This window comes from Thermosporothrix hazakensis (assembly GCF_003253565.1).
Lineage (GTDB): Bacteria > Chloroflexota > Ktedonobacteria > Ktedonobacterales > Ktedonobacteraceae > Thermosporothrix > Thermosporothrix hazakensis.
The window spans coordinates 76,074-96,171 of record NZ_QKUF01000001.1; the positions used below are offsets into that span (position 1 = coordinate 76,074).

At 54.7% G+C, this 20,098-nt stretch carries 16 protein-coding genes, 1 tRNA gene and 1 other RNA gene; 8 read left to right on the forward strand and 10 right to left on the reverse strand.

The features are described 5' to 3' along the window. Positions 1-88: 88 nt before the first annotated feature. Positions 89-188, reverse strand: an RNA gene (gene ffs / locus EI42_RS00290) — signal recognition particle sRNA small type. Between the two features lie 612 nt (positions 189-800). After that, positions 801-1,652 carry a GNAT family N-acetyltransferase gene (locus EI42_RS00300; RefSeq protein WP_111317527.1) on the reverse strand — a complete coding sequence of 284 codons (852 nt, stop codon included), beginning with the start codon at positions 1,650-1,652 and terminating at the stop codon, positions 801-803. A gap of 160 nt (positions 1,653-1,812) precedes the next feature. Between EI42_RS00300 and EI42_RS00305 the strand changes: the two genes are divergently transcribed. Next, complete coding sequence (locus EI42_RS00305) at positions 1,813-2,151, forward strand: protealysin inhibitor emfourin (RefSeq protein WP_137686080.1); 339 nt, start codon at positions 1,813-1,815, stop codon at positions 2,149-2,151. A gap of 67 nt (positions 2,152-2,218) precedes the next feature. Here the strand turns inward: EI42_RS00305 and mtnP are convergent, their stop codons facing one another. Then, positions 2,219-3,091, reverse strand: a complete 873-nt coding sequence (mtnP, locus tag EI42_RS00310) for an S-methyl-5'-thioadenosine phosphorylase (protein WP_111317529.1) — start codon at positions 3,089-3,091, stop codon at positions 2,219-2,221. 104 nt (positions 3,092-3,195) lie between these two features. Further along, complete coding sequence (gene tyrS, locus EI42_RS00315; RefSeq protein WP_170142247.1) at positions 3,196-4,431, reverse strand: tyrosine--tRNA ligase; 1,236 nt, start codon at positions 4,429-4,431, stop codon at positions 3,196-3,198. 235 nt (positions 4,432-4,666) lie between these two features. Here tyrS and EI42_RS00320 point away from each other — a divergent pair, with 235 nt between their 5' ends. Continuing rightward, on the forward strand, positions 4,667-5,899 hold the full coding sequence (locus tag EI42_RS00320; protein ID WP_111317530.1) for an SGNH/GDSL hydrolase family protein: 1,233 nt from the start codon (positions 4,667-4,669) through the stop codon (positions 5,897-5,899). Positions 5,900-6,179: 280 nt separating this feature from the next. Next, a complete protein-coding gene (locus tag EI42_RS00325; RefSeq protein WP_111317531.1) occupies positions 6,180-6,620 on the forward strand; it encodes an Hsp20/alpha crystallin family protein in 441 nt (146 codons plus the stop codon). Between the two features lie 79 nt (positions 6,621-6,699). On the opposite strand, the gene EI42_RS00330 is transcribed toward EI42_RS00325, so the two are convergent. Beyond that, complete coding sequence (locus EI42_RS00330) at positions 6,700-8,295, reverse strand: DUF255 domain-containing protein (RefSeq protein WP_170142248.1); 1,596 nt, start codon at positions 8,293-8,295, stop codon at positions 6,700-6,702. 596 nt (positions 8,296-8,891) lie between these two features. Between EI42_RS00330 and infC the strand changes: the two genes are divergently transcribed. Then, positions 8,892-9,716 carry a translation initiation factor IF-3 gene (gene infC / locus EI42_RS00335; RefSeq protein ID WP_249033438.1) on the forward strand — a complete coding sequence of 275 codons (825 nt, stop codon included), beginning with the start codon at positions 8,892-8,894 and terminating at the stop codon, positions 9,714-9,716. A 264-nt stretch (positions 9,717-9,980) separates the two neighbouring features. Further along, positions 9,981-11,429 (forward strand): S41 family peptidase, encoded by a 1,449-nt coding sequence (locus tag EI42_RS00340; RefSeq protein ID WP_111317533.1) that lies wholly within the window; start codon positions 9,981-9,983, stop codon positions 11,427-11,429. 26 nt (positions 11,430-11,455) lie between these two features. Here EI42_RS00340 and EI42_RS00345 read toward each other — a convergent pair whose 3' ends face one another. Then, positions 11,456-12,319 (reverse strand): AAC(3) family N-acetyltransferase, encoded by an 864-nt coding sequence (locus EI42_RS00345; protein WP_137686081.1) that lies wholly within the window; start codon positions 12,317-12,319, stop codon positions 11,456-11,458. An 88-nt stretch (positions 12,320-12,407) separates the two neighbouring features. Here EI42_RS00345 and EI42_RS00350 point away from each other — a divergent pair, with 88 nt between their 5' ends. Beyond that, a complete protein-coding gene (locus EI42_RS00350; protein WP_111317535.1) occupies positions 12,408-12,731 on the forward strand; it encodes an L-rhamnose mutarotase in 324 nt (107 codons plus the stop codon). Positions 12,732-12,748: 17 nt separating this feature from the next. Here EI42_RS00350 and EI42_RS00355 read toward each other — a convergent pair whose 3' ends face one another. The 4 genes from EI42_RS00355 to EI42_RS00370 form a co-directional block, all read right to left on the reverse strand. Then, positions 12,749-13,669: a hydroxymethylglutaryl-CoA lyase gene (locus EI42_RS00355; protein WP_111317536.1), complete on the reverse strand. Its 921-nt coding sequence runs from the start codon at positions 13,667-13,669 to the stop codon at positions 12,749-12,751. An 18-nt stretch (positions 13,670-13,687) separates the two neighbouring features. Beyond that, on the reverse strand, positions 13,688-15,130 hold the full coding sequence (locus tag EI42_RS00360) for a hemolysin family protein (RefSeq protein ID WP_111317537.1): 1,443 nt from the start codon (positions 15,128-15,130) through the stop codon (positions 13,688-13,690). 65 nt (positions 15,131-15,195) lie between these two features. Continuing rightward, entirely contained in the window at positions 15,196-16,632 is a 1,437-nt protein-coding gene (glmU, locus tag EI42_RS00365; RefSeq protein WP_111317538.1) for a bifunctional UDP-N-acetylglucosamine diphosphorylase/glucosamine-1-phosphate N-acetyltransferase GlmU, read from the reverse strand. Between the two features lie 380 nt (positions 16,633-17,012). Beyond that, a tRNA-Gln gene (locus EI42_RS00370) sits at positions 17,013-17,083 on the reverse strand. A 256-nt stretch (positions 17,084-17,339) separates the two neighbouring features. On the opposite strand from EI42_RS00370, the gene EI42_RS00375 reads away from it, so the two are divergent. Beyond that, entirely contained in the window at positions 17,340-18,947 is a 1,608-nt protein-coding gene (locus EI42_RS00375) for a carboxyl transferase domain-containing protein (protein WP_111317539.1), read from the forward strand. Positions 18,948-19,089: 142 nt separating this feature from the next. After that, positions 19,090-20,070, forward strand: coding sequence for a magnesium/cobalt transporter CorA (corA, locus tag EI42_RS00380; protein ID WP_111317540.1), 981 nt, complete (start codon positions 19,090-19,092; stop codon positions 20,068-20,070). Positions 20,071-20,098 lie beyond the last annotated feature (28 nt).

Sequence of the window (20,098 nt, forward strand, 5' to 3'; positions counted from 1 at the left end):
GATACGGCCAAGAAGCGGCCTCCAGAATCAGAAGAAAAAAAGTGTTTCGGACATAGAAAACCGATTTTCACCAGCACCTACCAGTCAGCGTAATCAGGCTCCCCTGCGACACCCAGAGAGGCCCACTTACCGTTGCTTCCTCACGGACCTGGCGGGGTTCGCGAACATCTGCCGCGCAGGACCCAATTACGCAGACCGACAGGCACGGGAGAAAACCGGCCTGCCCCATTGCTTTATCTCCTTTACGGGACGTGTGTATTGTACCCTTCCTTGACCAGTTTGTCAATCACTTTTTGGGGCTTTTTTCCTGGAATTTTTTCCGTTTGGAATTTCTTTTCCAGTTCAGACGGACAAAAAACAGGGAAGAGCGCTCTTCCCTGTCCGATGAGTAGAAAACAAGTGAGAGTCAGAAAGCAATCTCCCGCCTTCGGGATCTCATGGGCAGTGGAACCAGACATCATCCGAAGCGGTTCCGGCATCAGGACAAGAGCTATTCGCCCGCCGGAAAGCGCATCCCGCTCAACCTGATAAAGCATATGTACTACACGTTATGCGCACCCATACAGACTCAAAAGATGCGCGCTCAGTCCCGGCTCTCCGACCTTTTCAGTGAAGTGTGTAATCCAGTATACACCGCAAGACTTTCTCCTGAATTACCCACAGACAAACCCACACACATAGTGGATTTCATAGCAATTCTAGCGGGAATACTGTACAGAACGGGAGTGAAACGCCGGTTCTCTCCGCTTTTTTTGGCTACAAAATCCCTGCCCGTCTGCTTCTCTTACATAAGAGTTCCGCTATGGATGAAAGTTGCACTCGCAAGCATCAACTATCGGACGATAGCCAATCTTCTGGTAGATGCTGTTTGATACGGGGTTCGCCAGATCGGTATACAGACAACACATAGACCAACCACTATCCAGCAAGTGCTGACTCAAGGCGGCAACACAGCGCGAAGCATAGCCATGACCGCGCTCTTCAGGCGGCGTATAGACCATTCCGATTGTGATAGTTTGCTTGAGTGGACGGGTTTTCAGCGCTGTCGAAACCGGTCGGCCATCGGGCAACACCCAGAGGAAGACATCTCCCGCCCTGATGCGTTTCAAGGCCATCTGAACAAATCCCTCCTCACCACGCGGATCATCCGGTAGTGCTTCCCGATGGAAGGCCCCGGCCCACTGCGCCAGTAGCGGGCCATCTTTCTCCGTTGCCTGCCGCAAGGCTCCCGGTCCCGGAGATGGTGGAATGACCTCCGTCAGCCCAAAGAGCCGCTCTCGCATCCCGATCTCATATCCCCGACCGGTAAGCCGCTTCCAGCTTTCCGAGAAGGCCAGCGCAAGCGTGCTCTCCGCGACCACACCCGGAACCGTCCAACCGTGCGCCAGCAGATCGCGAATGATGAGCTCATGAGCCTCGATGTTCTCTGGCTGCTCGCTGGATAAGATGATACGAAATGGCGGCGTCATACAGGCAGCCAGGATCAGGCCCTGCTCATCCTCGACCGAGGCAAGATACACCCTGTCTGCAAAGTCCTGAAACCGCTGGCTGATCCCGAGGATCAGGCTATTCAAGACCTCTTTTCGCTCAAGCACCGGGACCACCTGCTCCAGAAAATCGTGCGCCCGAGGATACACATGAAGTAGTGCCATCTTCTTACCCCTTCTGTTTTTCTTCCTTATCGTACTATATATACCACAACCAGTGACCCTTCAGAGCACTGGAATGGCTTCACAACACCCATCGAAAGACAGCACAGCCAGATACATGGAGTTTCTCGCCCGACAGATATAATGAAGAGGAAGGGTCCATTTGCAGAAAAGGAGGGAGGTTGTTCCTGATATTATGCGTATCGAGTTTGCCATTCAGGGGGGCATCGCCTATTTCCCCGGGCTTCATAAAAAGACCATGATAGATACAACACACATACCCAAAGAGGAGGCAGAGGAGCTAGAGCACACACTTGCTTCCGTCCACTTCTTTGAGCTTCCTGAGCGCATTAATACGCATCCGCCCGGCGCCGCGGACTATCATCAGTACGTTATCACCGTTGAGGATGAGGGCAAAAAGCACACGGTCTCGGTTGCCGGACCTATACAGAACGCGGCGCTTCGCTCACTGATTCACATCTTAAAGGAACACAGTGCTTGAACGAAAGCTCTTCCCGCACATGGGAAGAGCCTTTTTCAAGCTTGAGCGATGGGCGACATAACGCAGCTTAGAGATATTTCTTCACCAGCAGGCTATATTTCTCTTTCACCTCAGCCGGAATTGCGGAACGATCCGTCATAATGGCCGTTGCCAGCGCCTCGGAGCAGCCACAGGTCGCCTGCGCTCGATCGGCAGGGATACGCTGTGCCACATTCTGGAGAATCCGCTGTGCATTCTTGACGTTGGCGGCAAGATTCTGAACCACCATCTCAACCGTGACCGACTCTTCCGCCTCGTGCCAGCAGTCATAATCGGTGACACAGGCGACGGTCGCATAGCACAGTTCGGCCTCGCGTGCCAGCTTGGCTTCTGGAAGTGCCGTCATACCAATGATGTCCATTCCCAGTTTACGATAGGTGTTGGACTCAGCCTTTGTCGAGAACAGCGGTCCCTCCATACAGACATAGGTGCCGCCTGCATGTACGGTAACATCCTTCAATTCACGCGCCGATTCCAGCAGCAGCTTGCTCAGGTGGGGACAGAACGGCTCGGCAAAGGTCGCATGCACTACAAGACCACCCTCGAAGAAGCTGTTCACGCGACTCTTCGTCCGGTCGAAAAGCTGATCGGGAATCACCAGATCGCGGGGTGCATAATCCTCACGCAGGCTTCCCACAGCGCTCACCGAGATCACATATTCAACGCCGAGGCTTTTCAGCGCCCAGATATTCGCTCGCACCGGAATCTCGGTCGGGTTCAGGCGGTGGCCACGCCCGTGGCGAGGCAGAAACGCCATCGAAACGCCGTTGACCTTCCCGATCGTAATCACATCACTGGGATCACCGAACGGAGTGCTGATCTTGACCTCTTCAACCTCGGTCATATGCTCCATTCGATAGAGTCCGCTTCCCCCGATGACACCAATAGTTGCCTGTGGCATAGATCTTTCCTCTCCTCACAGAACAGAAATCGTAGACATAAATAAAAAAGAGCGACGTGGAAAGCGCTCCGAGCAAAAAAAGAGCGTGGAAAGCCACGCCCTTTCTAGGATACCTTGATCCGGATGTAATGACGCTTACCCACCTTGAGAATCGCGCCCGCTTCAGCCGGAACCTGATACTCGACATCGGTGATGCGCGTTGCCTCTCCCTCTTCACCCTTGAGGAAGAGCGAAACGCCGCCCTGCTTAATCAGCTCGCGTGCTTTATTTTTGCTTGCAGCCAACCCGGCAGAAACCATCACATCAACGATCGGTGCAGGCTGGCTCATCTGATAATCGGGAATATCGGTCGGGAGCTTGCGCTGCGAGAACTGCCGAATAAAGGCTTCCTGCGCGTCCTCGGCTGCCTCCTGATTATGGAACTGCGTCACGATCTCGCGGGCCATCCGCAGCTTGACATCGCGCGGGTTCAATGTGCCCTCGGCCATCTTGCAATCAAACTCGTCGAGTTCCTCATCATCAACCTCGGTCAACGCCTCGAAGTAGGAGCGCATGCAGTGATCGGGCAGAGACATCAGTTTTCCGAACATGTCACGGGCGGGCGCCGTAATCGCGATATAGTTATCAAGCGACTTGCCCATCTTTTTGACACCATCAAGGCCAACGATCAGGTTCATGGTGAGGATCTGCTGCGGTTTCTGGCCGAAAATAGGCTGCAACTCGCGTCCAACCAGCAGGTTAAAGGTCTGGTCGGTTCCGCCAAGCTCGACATCAGCATGCAGCGCCACCGAGTCATAGCCCTGCAACAGCGGATACATAAACTCTGACAGATAGATCTCAATGCCACTCTTGTAGCGCTTGGAGAAGTCATCGCGCTCAAGCATCTGCGCCACCGTCTTATAGCTCAAAAGGCGCATAACATCGCTGAGCGTAAACGTATCAAACCACTCGCTCTGGCGGCGGACCTCGGTCTGCTGCGGATCAACAATTTTAAAGAACTGCTCCAGATAGGTTGCAGCGTTCGAGTTCACCTGTTCCTCGGTCAGCGGCTTCCGCGCCTCCAGACGACCACTCGGATCGCCAAGCCGGGCGGTCCAGTCACCGATCACCACCACGGTTTTATGACCGAGCTTCTGGAACTGGCGCAATTTACGAAACACAACGGCGTGACCAATCGTCAGCTCGTAGTGGGTCGGATCAACCCCGAGCTTGACGCGCAGCGGCTCGCCCTTATTCCCCTCAAGAAGCATACGGCGCAGATCGTCTTCTTTCTCGACCAGCGCCACCCCACGCCTGAGCAGGTAATCTATTTCTTTTTGTGATGCTTGTTTAACCGACACCTCTAAACCTCTCAGCCAACGGAATAATGATCTTTTCTTGTGGGCATTGTAACAGAACAGAGGAAAGACGTCGAGAGGATTCTTCAAGATAGCGCTCCTCAACTGCCACTTCTCCTCTCTTGCTCCCTGCTCCTGTAGCAAGTATGCTTTTTTGACATCGCGTGTTTCTTATGCCCAAAATAAAAGAAGGAGCTTTTGTAGGAAGTATTCTGTATAGTCAAGTAAAGTAGGAAAAATGAAAGAGAAGCGCCTTTTTATCTCACCTGCCTGTCTGTTCCTTGTAACCATCCTCCTCCTGCTTGCCGGATGCGCACAGCAGGTCACGCAGCCCGACCCGACACCTCAGGCCAGCACGACCGTCCAGCCTTCCAGTACCGGGCCCGGCAATCATCCCGCCGGAAGCGCTGCCGCCCTTGTCAGTCGCAACGCTCCAGCCTTCACCAACGATGATTGTGAGGGCTCCTATCCAGCCAAACAGGCAGACGACGCCAGCTATGACACCTTCTGGCAGGCCTGTCAGACGCCCGGACCAGACAAGCCTATCTGGCTCGCCTATGACCTCTCCCGGGTTCCAGCGGCCCAGCGCGCCAAACTCCTGCTTGTCTGGTACAACACCCCGACCGGCAACTATAATCATGTCCTCAACGGTTATGAAGGCTACAACAACCCGAAAGACTATGAGATCGAGATCAATCCAGGTGCGGGCGGTGGTCAGCCCCCTGCCGCTCACTGGGAGTCGAAGGCTTCTGTGCAGGGAAACACCTATCACTCACGCCAGCATCTCATTGACATGGGAGCAGCAAACTGGCTTCGCATCCGGGTGAGCGGCTCGGATGGCACCACCGAGAACTATGGGGTCTCGCTGAACATGGATGTCTACGAAGCCAGTAAGGCCATCGCGGACGACTGGATCTTCTACGGCGCCTCGATCTTCATGGAGGCAATGAATCAGGACTCGCGGGCCGGCGTCCCTTCCTTTCAACAGTTGATCCAGCAACAGCGCCCCGATCATTACCCCGTTGCCGAGGGCGGTGGCATTGGCGGCTTCACCACCACCGACGCGCTGCACTACTTTGATAGCTGGCTTCAGATCTTCCCTGGTAAATATGTTGCCCTGGGTTACGGCTCCAATGATGCGCTCAGTTGTTTCGATCCCGAGAAGTTCTATAAGAACTATGAAACGCTGGTCCAGAAGATCACGAACGCGGGCAAGGTGCCGCTGGTGCAGAAGATTCTCTGGGGACCCAATGAGAGTATTCAGCAATGCGCCCCGCCGCTGAACGCGCAGCTTGACCGCCTCTATCGTGAGCACCCCGAGGTCATCGCTGGTCCCGATACCTGGACCTACTTTCAACAACATCCGAACTATATCAGCGACGATGGCATTCACCCCAACGAGGAGGGAAGCGGAGCGCTCCGTAAGCTCTGGGCAGAAACAGCGCTCAAAACCGTCTACAAAGCCTCATAAGCTCGTCCAACCCCCCGAAGGCGTCATGTGAGCAGAACGTGACGCTTCTTTGTATTACCTTGATAGTATTCCTATCAAAGTTTCTAACAGAATTCTTATAAATATCTTACGTCTTTCTAACACGGGATGCGCTATATTACTACCAGAACGAAAACAACGAACGCGGAAACGATCACAACAAAACGGTTTCCACGAAATCGTCTGATCTATAGAAGAAGGAATCTAGAAAGAGCATTTCACCTCGCCCACCCGAGCGAGGCTGAAAGGAGGAACCCATATCATGGCAAACATTACACGCTATAACCCATTCCAGGAATTTGTTTCACTGCGTGAAGCAATGGACCGCCTGTTTGAAGATAGCTTCATCTCTCCGCGCAGCAGCAGCTTCATCGGGCGTGGCGTTCCGGCAAACCTGTATGAGACACCTGAAGAATTCGTCTTACAGGTCCCAATGCCTGGCGTGAACCCCGATGACGTTGAGATCAACGTGCACCAGGACGCCGTGAATATCAAATGGGAGACAAAGAATACGATCCCGGACAACGCGACCGTCCATCTGCGCGGCTGGCAGAGTGCTCAGTACCAGCATTCGTTCAGCCTGCCCGCTCCGATCAACTCGGACAAGACCGAGGCAAGCTACAACGAAGGTATTCTCACCCTGCGGTTCCCGAAGGCGGAACATGCGAAAGCTCGCACAATCAAAGTGAGAAGCGTCAAATAAGCCTCCCGTCAAGCCTGAGTAAAAGTTGAAATAAGCCGAGTGGAGTGGTCTTGATGTGCCACTCCACTTTTTTTGCCTGCTAGAACCAGGCATTTTCAATGGCTGCCTGCACAATACAGGCATAGAGCGCCCCTTCAATGCCGGTACGGCGGTATTTTTCCAGGCAGGCAGCAAGTACCAGCAGGGCTGTCTCGCGCAGGTGTTCCCGCTTGCTATAGACCGCCATCCGCAACAGACATTCAGCCGCCAACGCGTTCTCAGCAAGCGGCTGCTGGCGCACAGTTAGCCTGCCCAGAAGATCCGGCGTCTCAGGATAGTCGTAGAAGAGGCCGGTCGAACGGTCAAGCAGCTCCTGACAGGCGAAGTGCATCAGGGCTATCGCCGTCTCAAGATACCGCTTCTCACCACGTCGCTCATATGCATCCAACAGGGCGCGTGTCATCCAGACCTGATCCGTGAGCTGTCCGGGCAGGCCGGGTTGTCCATCCAGCTCATAGTGATACATGCAGCCAGCGGGATGTAGCACATGCGTGCCCAGGTAATCGAGGATCCGACAGGCCATTTTCTCAAGGGCGGGAGCGTGTAAGACCTCGGCGGCAAGCAATAGCGAAGAACTCATGCGGGCATTCCAGGAGGTATAGACGGTGGTATCAACGCCCGGTGCCTCCCGCGATGCCCGAGAATACAGCCCGGGCTCATAGTACTCTTCGTCGGCGCACTGGCTACCGCTGAATACCCCGCGCTCGGTTTGCCAGAGCGTATTATTCAAGTACATCAACAACTGGCGGATCAGATCGACCCATTCCTGCTGGCCGGTCTCCCGGGCGGTGAGCGCGAGCAGCCGCAGCATAGCCGCGTTCTCTTCCAACATCTTTTCAGTATGGGGATTGCTCCAATCGCCAGCCGCCGAATAGCGGAAGAACCCACCCTCTTCGTAATCCCACAGGCCCCCATCACGCATCTGAATCAATGAATACGTCACACGTTCAAGCAGCTCTGGTTGTTGCTTTCGTCCGAGCATCAGCCAGAGCTCCAACGCTTCAGGATGAGGGAAGCGCAGATGTGGATGCAGCAGAAAGCCGCCATACTCCGGGTCATAGAGATCAAGCAGGACACGAGACGCCTCTTCCGGCAGTCGAAGCAGGGCGGAACGCTCCTCCAGGAGCAGCGCACGCAAGGGCAGCGGTGCAGGCGGCGACACCCGGTGCGCCCGAAGCTGCTGAATCTGGGCAGCAATCTCGGCGCGATGCTCGCTATAATAGCGGCGGATATGGCCGAGGTAATAGAGCATCTGGTGCGGCGGCACATAGACGCCACCCCAGAGGATTTCACCCTCGGCGGAGAGCAGGACGATGCTTGGCCACCCATTCTGATTGTAGCGCTGGTTCACATCGGGGCGCAGGTCGCTATCAACGCGAATCGGGATATAATCGTGATTGAGAATCGCGATCACGCTCGGCTCGGAGAGAGTGGTTTCATCCATAATATGACACCACTGACACCACGACGAGGAAAGCGAGAGAAAAATGGGCTTCCCGGAACGTTCGGCCTCATCAAACGCCTCTTTCCCCCAGAGCCGCCATGCAATCTGGTGGGCTTGATTGGGATGAGGAGAGAAACGCAGGCCCTCAGCCGCCGAGGATTGAGATTGAGACGCGACAACATCGCCGCTCATGCACAAGCCTCCTTCGCATGTAGCATGAATCACACAGGAACGCCTGTCAAGCGAATTCATCATAGAGAACCATGAACTATCCGTAACAACAAGTATATCACACCGAGGAGAGAAAGGATTCTATTCTTACTCCTGCCTGCTCCCTCTTCTCCTGCCCGGGCTAAAAAGGCACAGAAAGCGCAATAAAAAGAGAGCAGATAAGAAGACCGGAAAGAGGTCATGCCGGGAGAAATCCGACATTTTTCCCGCTTTATCAGAGCTTCAAAATCCTTGTCAAGCATCACACGATCTGGTATACTCTCTCCAAGAGGGGTCTCCGGCTGCAAAAGGGGAAAATCTGGCCTGTAAACTGCCCTCGAAGAAAGCGAGCGAGAACAGTACCCCGCTCAATAGAAGAGGCTGGTTTGCATCGAAGGACCGCAAGCAGAGAAGATATTCCCCCGCTCAGGCAATGTCAGACAGGTGATTCTGTAACGACAGGCTGCGTCAGAACGTATTCTAAAACACGGATAGTTTGCTTTGCCGTTGACCTTTTGTTAGAATGATGCAACTGGTCAAACGGTTCTCCGATGAGAGCCGGCGTACCAGCAAGAACCTTGTTTCCCGATAGCCGCTCATCCTGGCGGGCAGAAAAAGAGCGTGGATCTATTGGCGAGAAGCAGGCGTTGCTGGCGACCAGAAGCAGGGTGAAACACCAGAGAAGCAAACAAACAACCCAACAAACACAAGAACAACAAGGTACAAATTTGTTAGTGACAAAAGAGGAGGTTCGGCCTATTAACAGGGACTTTCGTGGAAGCGACCGGCCACGTGAGACACGAGTGAACGAGCGCATTCGTGCTCGGGAGGTACGCTTAATCGACGAGAACGGTGAAATGGTGGGAGTGATGCCCCCAGCACGAGCACTCGATATTGCCCGCGAGAAAAATCTTGACCTCGTTGAAGTAGCTGCGAACAGCAATCCGCCAGTCTGTAAGCTGATGGATTATGGCCGCTTCAAGTATGAACAGGCCAAGAAAGAGAACGAAGCGAAGAAAAATCAGAAGACGGTTACGCTCAAAGAGATTCGGATGCGCCCCCGCACGGATGAACATGACATCCAGGTCAAAACCCGCAAGATTCAGGAATTCCTGGCAGATGGGGACAAGGTCCGGGTGAGCGTTCAGTTCCGTGGCGCAGAAATGCGACACCCGGAACTTGGTCGTAAATTGCTGGATCAGATCGCGGAAAGCCTAAAGGGTACAGCAACTATCGAACGCGCTCCATCTATGGAAGGGCGCATGATGTCCATGATCGTTTCTCGTGCTCCCGGATGGGAACCGCCCAAAAAGCAGGCTGCTCCTCCTTCCAAGAAGCAGTTGAAGGCTGTCGACAACGAACAGAGCGAGAAGCCAGTTGAAGCGGTTCAGCAAGAATCGTAGTACTGCGCTTCCAGATATTGAGCTGTTGTCCACCACACTCTCTCCTTTTGGTATATATGCCGAAAGGCTGATGGGTGTGCAACGCAAAACATGATCAGAAGGGTATAGCTGACAGCGGCTATACCCTCTTTCTTTTCTCTCACTGTTTCCTCTGAATTGACTTTTTTTCTCGCTCTCACTAAGATAACAAAAAGCGATCCAGCAGTTAGCCTGAACTGTATCAAAGATAGATGTAAAAGTAACAGTGCCACACGGAGGCTTTCGGTGAACAACAATAATGATCCCCGCTGGAACTACGATGATCCGCGCTTCTACGAAGGACGCCCGGCGGATCAGGCGCCCAGCCGACCAGCATATGATGATCTCGGGCATCAGGGTCAGATCCCGACCTCTCCTGACCCATTGCCCTATGACAACGTTCCGCCCGATGGCTACGACCTGCGTCAGCATCAGGAAGAGGAACGGAGACTCCGCATTCAACGCACCATCGGCAAAACGCTCGGTATCCTTGCCCTTGTTGCGATCGCCTTCCTCGGAGGCTGGTTCAGTCACGAGTTTTTCAGTGGGCCTCGCTTCGACTCTAACAACCAATCAAAATCGTATCTCGGTCTTATTCAAGAAGCATGGCAACTTATCGACGAAAACTATGTCGACCGCGAAAATGTAAACTATAAGAAAATGGCCTATACTGCTATTGACTCTATGGTGACTTCGCTCAATGACAAGCAACATACCCGCTTCCTCACTCCCGACGACGTCAAGAACGAGAACCAGCAGCTCAGCGGGAAAGTGGTTGGCATCGGCGTCTATGTCCAGCAGGACCCGAACACAAAGAAGGTATTTATCTCAGGCACAATGCCAGATTCACCCGCCGAAAAGGCCGGCCTGAAAGCGAATGATGTCATTGTGGCCGTCGATGGAAAGAGCACACAGGGAAAGGACCTCAGCGAGATCAGTGCGATGATTAAAGGCAAGGAAGGCACCGACGTCACCCTGACCATTCAGCGCCCCGGCGAACAGGGAACAAAGGACTTCAAGATTACCCGCGCCTCAATTACCGTGCCCAACGTGCTTATGTACTACATCCCCGATAGCCATATCGCGCATATTCAGATCGTCCAGTTTACAGATGGCGTGACAAGCCAGCTCAAAGAGGCTGTGAACAAGGCCAAAGCGCAGGGCGCACAGAAGATTGTGCTTGACCTTCGCAACAATCCCGGCGGCTACCTCCGCGAGGCCATTGATACCGCCAGCCTGTTCCTTGAACAGGGCACCATTCTGATTGAACGAGACAAGTCGGGCAACCAGCAAGAATATAAGGCAACCGGTCAGACCCTTGATACCAAAATACCGCTTGTGGTGCTGACCAACAACAATACCGCCAGCGCCGCCGAGATTGTCGCCAGCGCGCTCCGCGATAATGGCCGTGCCACGATCATCGGTGAAAAGACGCTCGGCACCGGAACCGTGCTTCAGCAGTTTGATCTCTCCGATGGCTCGGCGATCCTGCTTGGAATTCGCGAATGGCTCACTCCGAAGGGACAGTTCATCCGTGATCAGGGGGTCCAGCCAGATGTAACGATCAAGCTTGCTCCCAATGTCTCCATTGTCTCGCCAACCGAGGAATCGAGCGAGCATATGAACGAGGCCCAGATTATGGGCAGTCAGGACAAGCAGCTACAGGAAGCAATCAAGTACCTCAAAGCACACTGAGCGCTCCTGCGCGGCGGAGAGACAGCCTACCCGGTTGACTCTCCGCTTTTTTGTGCATCGAGCATCGGCCCTCCGGGAATCGCGTCACGACAGCGCACACAGGTAGGATCAGCACAGGCCGTGATCGACGGATTCCGCCTGATCGCCTCTGATGCTACCTCAAGCGTGGCCCGGGCCGGAAACACCTGCCAGAGGCTTTCCCCCACAGTGCAGGTGGTACGAAACGGCGCAAGGAGCGGGGCAAACGCCTCAAAACCAGTGGAGCAGCTTCCGATTTCCACCATCTGAGGCTTTCCGTGCTCGTCGTTGGCCCATCGCCGAAAGAGTGTCCGACCCGCCTGTTGTTCGGCATAATGCAGAAACGTCATGGATGTCAGCCTCACGCCCATCAACAGAATGGCTCCATCAAGCCCGCAAAGCTCTTTAAAAGGTGCATAGACCGCGAGTGGTTTCTGTGGCGCGATCAACTGTTCCGCCAGCGGTCCGATGGCAACAAAGGAGTTCAGAGGATGCCACCCACGCACGCGCCGCCGCTCCCGCACCATGACAGCAGGAAGCGCCCCCATATCCAGATCTATCGCAGTCGTGTCGGGGCGATAGATCTGGCTTGTAGGCGGAAGCGAAAGCTCCTCCTCACTCCACCCGTTACGCGCTGGATACGCACTATCAGGCGGAGGAGCGGAAAAGGTACGCAGCGAAAAGGAAGGTGCCATCACCGTGCATCCCTCAGCAAGCAGTCCCTCAAGCAGCGTCCTGGCCCCTCCCTCAATATGCCCGAAGGAGCGCAAAGAGGAATGGACACAGAGCGCCTTCCCGGACAAGCCACATTGCTGTACAGCCACACGAATCATACTGAGCGTCACCGGCATCCGTTTTTCCTTTCTGAACAAGCAAGCATCCTTGAAAAGTGGATCGCGATCGACTATAGTGGGAGAAACACTATCCGGGAGTATACCATATTCAGGGAGGAGAACCGATATGCGCCGTTTTGGTCAGGTCATTGGCATCAAGCCTGACAAAATCGAGGAGTATGAGCGCCTGCACGCCGCCACATGGCCCGAGGTGCTGAAAACCATCCACGCATGCAACATCCGCAACTACACCATCTTTCGCCATGAACACCTGCTGTTCGCGTATTTTGAATATATTGGAGACGATTTCGAGGCGGATATGAAGAAGATGGCGGAAGATCCCAAAACAAGGGAGTGGTGGAGCTATACCGACCCCTGTCAGGAACCACTCCCTTCACGCCAACCAGGCGAATGGTGGACCACCATGCGCGAGGTCTTTCATACTGACTAAAAGAAGCAGAGAACGCTTCAGAGCGCTGTGGCCGCCTGATAGTATTTGCTCGTCGGAGGATGTCCCAGGAAGGGCGCAATACTCCGGGTGGCCGCAACCACTTTCTCCAGATTGACCCCCGTCTCAATCCCGAGCCCGTGAAGCATATACAACAGGTCCTCTGTTGCCAGGTTTCCAGCAGCTCCCGGAGCATATGGACAGCCTCCCAGACCACCGGCAGCGCTATCCACCGTTGAAATACCAAGCTGAAGCGCTGTCAGGACGTTTGCCAGCGCAGTGCCTCGTGTATCGTGAAAGTGCACCGCAAGCTTCTCCAGCGGGATACGTCCCTTTGTCACCAGCAGATCAATCACCGTCACCACCTGATCGGGAGTCGCGACACCAATCGTATCGCCAAGCGAGAGCTCACTGATACCCATGTCCAGCAGGCGCAGAGCCACCTCAAGCGTCTGTTCGGGCTTGACCTCACCCTCGTAGGGACACCCGAAGACGGTTGAGATATACCCACGCACGGGGATTTGTTCCCGCTGTGCCGCCTCGACCACCGGGCGAAAGTTTGCCAGACTCTCCGCGATCGTAGCGTTGATGTTATGGCGCGTAAAGCTCTCGCTTGCAGCAGTAAAGACGGCAATCGAGCGTACTCCGGCAGCAAGCGCCCGCTCCATCCCCTTCATATTCGGCACAAGAACCGGATACTCGGTTCCGGGCAGGCGCGTCAGGCTGCTCATCACCTCGGACGCATCGCTTAACTGTGGGATCGCCCGCGGGCTGACAAACGAGGTCGCTTCAACGACCGGTAAACCGGCCTCGGCCAGTTGCTCGATAAAGCGGATCTTCTGGGCAGTGGGGACCTGTCCCTTCTCGTTCTGCAAGCCGTCACGCGGGCCAACCTCTACCACGCGTACCCGGCGTGGCAACGAAGCAAACAACGTGTGCATCCAGCAAACTCCTCTCACTTACAGGAAAGCCGAAAATGTCGGGCGCACCATCGGCTGCTGTCCGACCCCTGTGTCGCTCTGCTTCTCGGAAGCCGGAACGACCGGCACAGTATGAACATCCTGCCCCGGCTGAGACTCAACGGGCTTCTGTTCTCGCTGCACCCGAATCTTCAGGATCCGGCGGCCGCGGGTTGCCAGCACCGTAAAGGTCAGATCCTCGTAGGAGACCACATCGCCTACGCCAGGTATCTTGTCCAGTTGCGCATACACAAAGCCACCAAGCGTCTCATAGTCCTCATTCGAGAGGTGGGTATCCATCAGATCGTTGAAGTCATCAATGCTGAACATCGCATCGAAGATATACTCGTTCTCGCTCACCTTCTCGTAGAGGTTCTCTTCGTGGTCGTACTCGTCTTTGATGTCGCCGACGATCTCTTCCACCAGATCCTCTATCGTCACCAGTCCTGACACCGAGCCATATTCATCAACCACAATCACGATATGGACGCGGTTCTGTCGAATCTCGCTCAGCAGATCATCGAGCTTTTTCGTCTCAGGTACAAAGTATGCCGGGCGTACCAGCGAGCGGATTGAGCGGGTGGTCTGTCCATCACGCAACTGTTTCAATAAATCTTTGGTGTAGAGGATGCCAATGATCTCATCAACGCCTTTGCCAGCATCATAGACCGGGATACGCGAAAAGCCTCCCTGAAGGGCCACGTCCACGGCTTCCAGCACGGTTGTGGTATCGGCCAACGTGACCATATCAATGCGAGGAATCATCACCTCACGGGTGGTCGTATCCGCGAACTCGAAGATGCTATGAATCATCTCCGTCTCATCCTCTTCAAGCACGCCCTCTTCCTCGCCGACAGTCAGCAGCATACGCAGCTCTTCCTCAGTGACGAACGGGCCACTTCGCTTTAAGCGCCCATTGGTCAGGTGCACCAGCAGCCGGGTCACGGAACGCAACAACCAGACAACCGGAGAAAGGAGCCGCGCCAGCAACCGAATAGGCGTGACCAGTATCCGCACCCAACTCATCGGGCTCTGGACGGCGGCGGTCTTGGGGACGATCTCACAGAAGAGCAGGACAATCAGCGCGAGGAGAACCGAGGCAATCAACTGCCCCCACGAGGCAAAGAAATGCAGGGCAAGGAGTGTTGACGCAACAGCGGCAACGATGATCGATACAACATGAACAATGAGCACCGTGGTGAGGAAGGTATTTGGTTCAGCCAGGAGTTGATCTATCTTCAGCGCAGATTGATCGCCTTCCTCAACCAGATTTTTGAGCTTAATACGGCTGATAGAGGTCAAAGCCGTCTCGGCAGCCGAAGCCAATGCACAGAGAAGCAGAGCCACAAGCAAGATGATGAGCTGTGTCCCGAGTTCCCCGTTCCACTGTGGCAACCGAAAATCAAGAATGGCGGCTATACTACCTAGATCGGGGCCGTCCATAGGTCATCAATTACTGCCTTTCACAGCGTGTCAGGGGCAACCGTTGGCACCCCCTGACACAAAAACTATTTATTTCCAGATTCTACAGGAGAATCTTGCTCCGTCCCGGCACTTTCGCGCACGCGAATCAAGCGAGCGGGCACCCCGGCAACCAGCGCGTGTGGTGGCACATCCTGCCGCACAACTGCGCCAGCTCCCGTATATCCATGCTCACCGACCGTGACCGGGGCAACCAGCGTCGTATCACACCCGACAAACGCATGATCACCGATAATGGTCGGATGCTTCTGCTTGCCGTCATAGTTCGATGTAATGACACCGGCGGCGATATTCACCTGTTTACCGACGGTCGCATCACCCACATAGCTGAAATGGTGCATCTGCGTTTCGGGTCCCAGATAGGAGTTCTTGACCTCCGCAAAGTTCCCCATATAGACACCACGTGCCAGATGCGCCCCGGGGCGACAATGGCTGAAAGGACCAACATGTACGCCCTCTTCCAGCGTAGAGGATTCTACGACAGAATTCTGAATGACACAGCGGTCGCCCACAACAGACTGATCGATGGTCGTTGCCGGTCCAATACGGCAGCCCGCACCGATCGTCGTTTCACCGGAAATCATCGTTCCAGGGAGGATCACAGTATCCTGGCCGATCTGCACTCCATCATCGATATAGGTTGAGCTCGGGTCAACAATCGTAACCCCGGCGTACATGTGCTGCTCCAGGATCCGACGGCGCACAAGCTGCTCTGCATAGGCAAGCTGGACGCGATTATTGACACCAATGGTCTCTTCAAGCGTCCCGAGCACGGTCGCGATTTCTCGCCCTTGCTGACTGGCAATGCCAACCAGATCGGTCAAATAATACTCGCCTGACGGATTGCGTGGCAGCGCCTCAAGAGTGGGCCAGAGCCATTCGCGATCAAAGCAATAGACCCCCGAATTGATCTCGTTAATCTTGAGCTGCTCGGGAGTGGCCCGCTTGACCTCAACGATTTCCAGCACACGCCCAGCGGCATCGCGCACGATACGGCCAAAATCGGAGGGACGATCGGTCAAAGCCGTCAAAAACGTCACTGTCGCCTGACGCTGTATATGTTCAGCCACAATCTGTGCCAGAATCTCTGGCCGCACCAGCGGAGTATCACCATAACAGACCAGCACAGTTTGTGGCAGAGGAGCAAGCGAATTCACAACATCCATTGCCATCAGGAGTGCATGCCCGGTTCCCAGTTGCTCTTCTTGTAATGCATAATGGCACTGCTCACCAAAAGCAGCTTCAACCTGCTCACGCTCATGCCCGAGCACAACAACGGGACGATGTGAATGAACAGAATCAGCGAGGGGAGCAAAAGAAGAGGTAGCGGGGATTGACTCAATAGCGTTCAAGACATGACCGAGGAGGGGGCGTCCGGCCAGCCGATGAAGCACTTTCGGTAAACTTGAACGCATCCGGGTTCCTTTTCCTGCGGCAAGAACCACGGTCGCATATGTATTCATCAAACAAATCTCCTCGGGAGATCCCCGGCCTCAGCCGTGGGGAGGAAAGAGGACGTCACCGCCCCTTCCTCGAACCTCCGCTTGCGCGGGTAATGTATGCCTCGTCAAGGTTCTGGAGCGGTTTGTCTGTCCATAGCACAGGCTTCACTATGGGCCGTAGAGGTCAGAGCGGGCAAACACCCTGACGTACCTATCTATTCGCTCCGAACGGAGCCCGATCACTCACACGGAGTGCTGGCTGAGACTGGTCAGGTTCGGGTCTGCTCTTCACAGGCCCCGGTGGGGGTCCCTGACGAGCGAAATATAGACTGCATAAACAACAAATCAGGCATTAGAAGTTCTAATGCCTTACAAAGTGGAAGGAAAAGAAAGTGATGAGGCTGGGGTGCTAGGATTCGAACCTAGGATCGCGGATCCAAAGTCCGCTGCCTTACCGCTTGGCCACACCCCAACGCTGTTTGTTACCAGCCGCGCGAGGTTTCTTCCTCGCACGCAAGTATAGTACACGAAACCGTACGATTTGTCAATAATCCGGACGAGTTTTTTGCCGAAAAACTGGCAGGCAGAAGCCACCTTCCACCATCACACATTCACAGGCGAGAAGTCTAAATCTTGACGGGCCTTGTAAAGCGGTGCTATGCTGCAAATAGAGCAATGACGCACGGCACGCTGTTCCCAGTATCATCGACGAGAGGAACCTAGACAGAATGGCATTGATTGAAAGTCGAATAGATCGCAACAGTAGCGAGTTTCAAGAGAATGCTCGCTCTTTCAGGCAACTGCTCGAACAGTTGCGCGAGCGCACGGAACAGGTGAAACAGGGTGGTGGCCCGGAAGCCATCGAAAAACATCGCAAGCGGAACAAGCTGCTTGCCCGCGAACGCATTCACCTGCTCTGCGATCCCGATACTCCTTTTCTTGAACTGAGCCCTCTGGCCGCCTGGGATATGTATGACAATGACGCTCCCTCGGCGGGCATCGTGACCGGGATCGGAGTTATTGAGGGGCAAGAATGCATGATTGTTGCCAATGATGCAACAGTCAAAGGCGGCACCTATTTCCCGATGACCGTCAAAAAACATCTCCGCGCCCAGGAAATCGCCGAGCAGAACCATCTGCCCTGTATCTATCTGGTCGATTCGGGCGGCGCATACCTTCCCCTTCAGGCTGACGTGTTCCCTGACCGCGACCACTTCGGGCGCATCTTCTATAACCAGGCGCGGATGTCCAGCCAGCGCATTCCACAGATCGCGGTCGTGATGGGCTCCTGTACCGCTGGCGGAGCATATGTTCCGGCCATGAGTGATGAAACGATCATCGTGCGCGGCAACGGCACGATCTTTCTGGGTGGTCCGCCACTGGTCAAAGCCGCAACCGGCGAGGAGGTCACAGCCGAGGAGCTCGGCGGGGCCGATGTGCACTGTCGCACCTCTGGCGTCACCGATCACTACGCGATGAACGACGAGCACGCGCTTGCGCTCTGTCGCAGCATCGTCTCACATCTCTATCGGCGCAAATATATCCCCTGGGAGATCAGGCCACCAGAGCCACCGCGCTATGATCCTGATGAGCTGCTCGGGATTGTGCCCGCCGATAGCCGGAAAAGCTATGATGTCCGTGAGGTGATCGCTCGCCTTGTGGACAGCAGCGACTTCCACGAGTTCAAGGCGCTCTATGGCACAACGCTTGTCTGTGGCTTCGCCCGCATCATGGGCTATCCGGTCGGTATTATCGCCAACAACGGTATCCTCTTCTCGGAAAGCGCCCTCAAGGCCACCCACTTTATCGAGCTTTGCGGGCAGCGTCAGATTCCGCTGGTCTTCTTACAGAACATTACGGGCTTTATGGTCGGCAAGCAATACGAGAATGGCGGCATCGCCAAAGATGGGGCCAAGATGGTCATGGCAGTCGCCAACGCATCCGTCCCGCGCTTTACCGTGATCATCGGCGGCTCGTTCGGCGCTGGCAACTACGGCATGTGTGGTCGCGCCTACTCCCCGCGGCAGCTCTGGATGTGGCCCAACGCCCGTATCTCGGTGATGGGCGGACAGCAGGCTGCAACCGTCCTGGCAACGATCCGCAAGGAAGGACTGGCCGCTCGCGGCAAGACGATGAGCCCCGAAGAAGAGGCCGCCTTTATGCAGCCCATCCTTGAGAAGTATGAGCAGGAGGGCAACCCCTACTACAGCACGGCCCGCCTCTGGGACGATGGGATTATTGACCCACGCGATACCCGCACCGTTCTGGCCCTGGGGATTGCCGCCTCGCTGAACGCGCCCATGCCCGAAACTCCCTTCGGCGTCTTCAGGATGTAGTGACGCTAACGGAATCGCTTGCACGTTCCAATCTTGTATATGCAAAATATATGCAAACTTCGTGCAAGACCCGGGCCAGGAATACGGGAAGGCAGCCCGGCCTGTCTTCCCTCCACACTACGCCCGGTAAAAGGGAAAGTAGATGATTAAAGCGCTCTATTGTGATCGGAAAAGTTCTACGTTTCATGAGCTCCATTCGGTACATGCCGTGAAAGCAAAGTTGCAGGACCCGAATGTCCTGCTCTGGATCGACCTGTGTGACCCGAACGAGGAGGAAATAAAACATCTGGCGACCAGCTTTCGACTGCATCCCCTGGCCGTCGAAGACGCTCTGCAAGAGCATCAGCGCCCGAAAATCGAAGAGTACCAGGATTTCTACTTTATGGTCTTCTATGCCGTTGAACGAGGCTCAAAGCAGAATACAATTGCTTTTCATGAAATCGATATGTTTTTAAACTCGCACTACCTGATTACGGTGCATAAGCTGCCTATTGCCGCGTTTGAGGAGGTTGAGCAGCGCTGGACTCGTAACACCAAACTGCTCGACGCCGGGATTGGCATCCTGCTCTATTCCTTTCTTGATACCGTTGTTGATAGCTATTTTCCGATTATCGACACACTCGTTGACGAGGCAGAGCAGATTGAGGACAACCTGTTTGAGCGCGAACGCCCGAACCGTCACCTTACGATTCGGCTGCTCTCGCTCCGCAAGGAGTTTCTTGAGCTTCGGCGGATTGTCACGCCACAGCGCGATGTCCTGAACACACTGACCAACCGCGACAACCCGCTGCACGAGAATCCTCAGGTTGATGTCTACTTTCGCGATATCTACGACCATATCACGCGGCTTGCCGAGACGATTGACATCTATCGCGATCAGCTCAATAGTGTGATGGATACCAACCTGACCATTGCCTCCAATGAGCTCAATAAGGTGATGCGCACCATGACCGCCGCCTCGATTATTCTGATGGTCGACTCATTAATTGCGGGCATTTATGGCATGAACTTTGATTACATGCCGGAGCTTCACTTTCAATGGGCCTACTTCGTGGTGCTTGGCTTTATGGGCATCCTGACCGCTATTCTGATCGCCATATTCCGTACAATTCACTGGCTTTGAGCAGAACAAGAGAGAGAAGGAAGGAGAA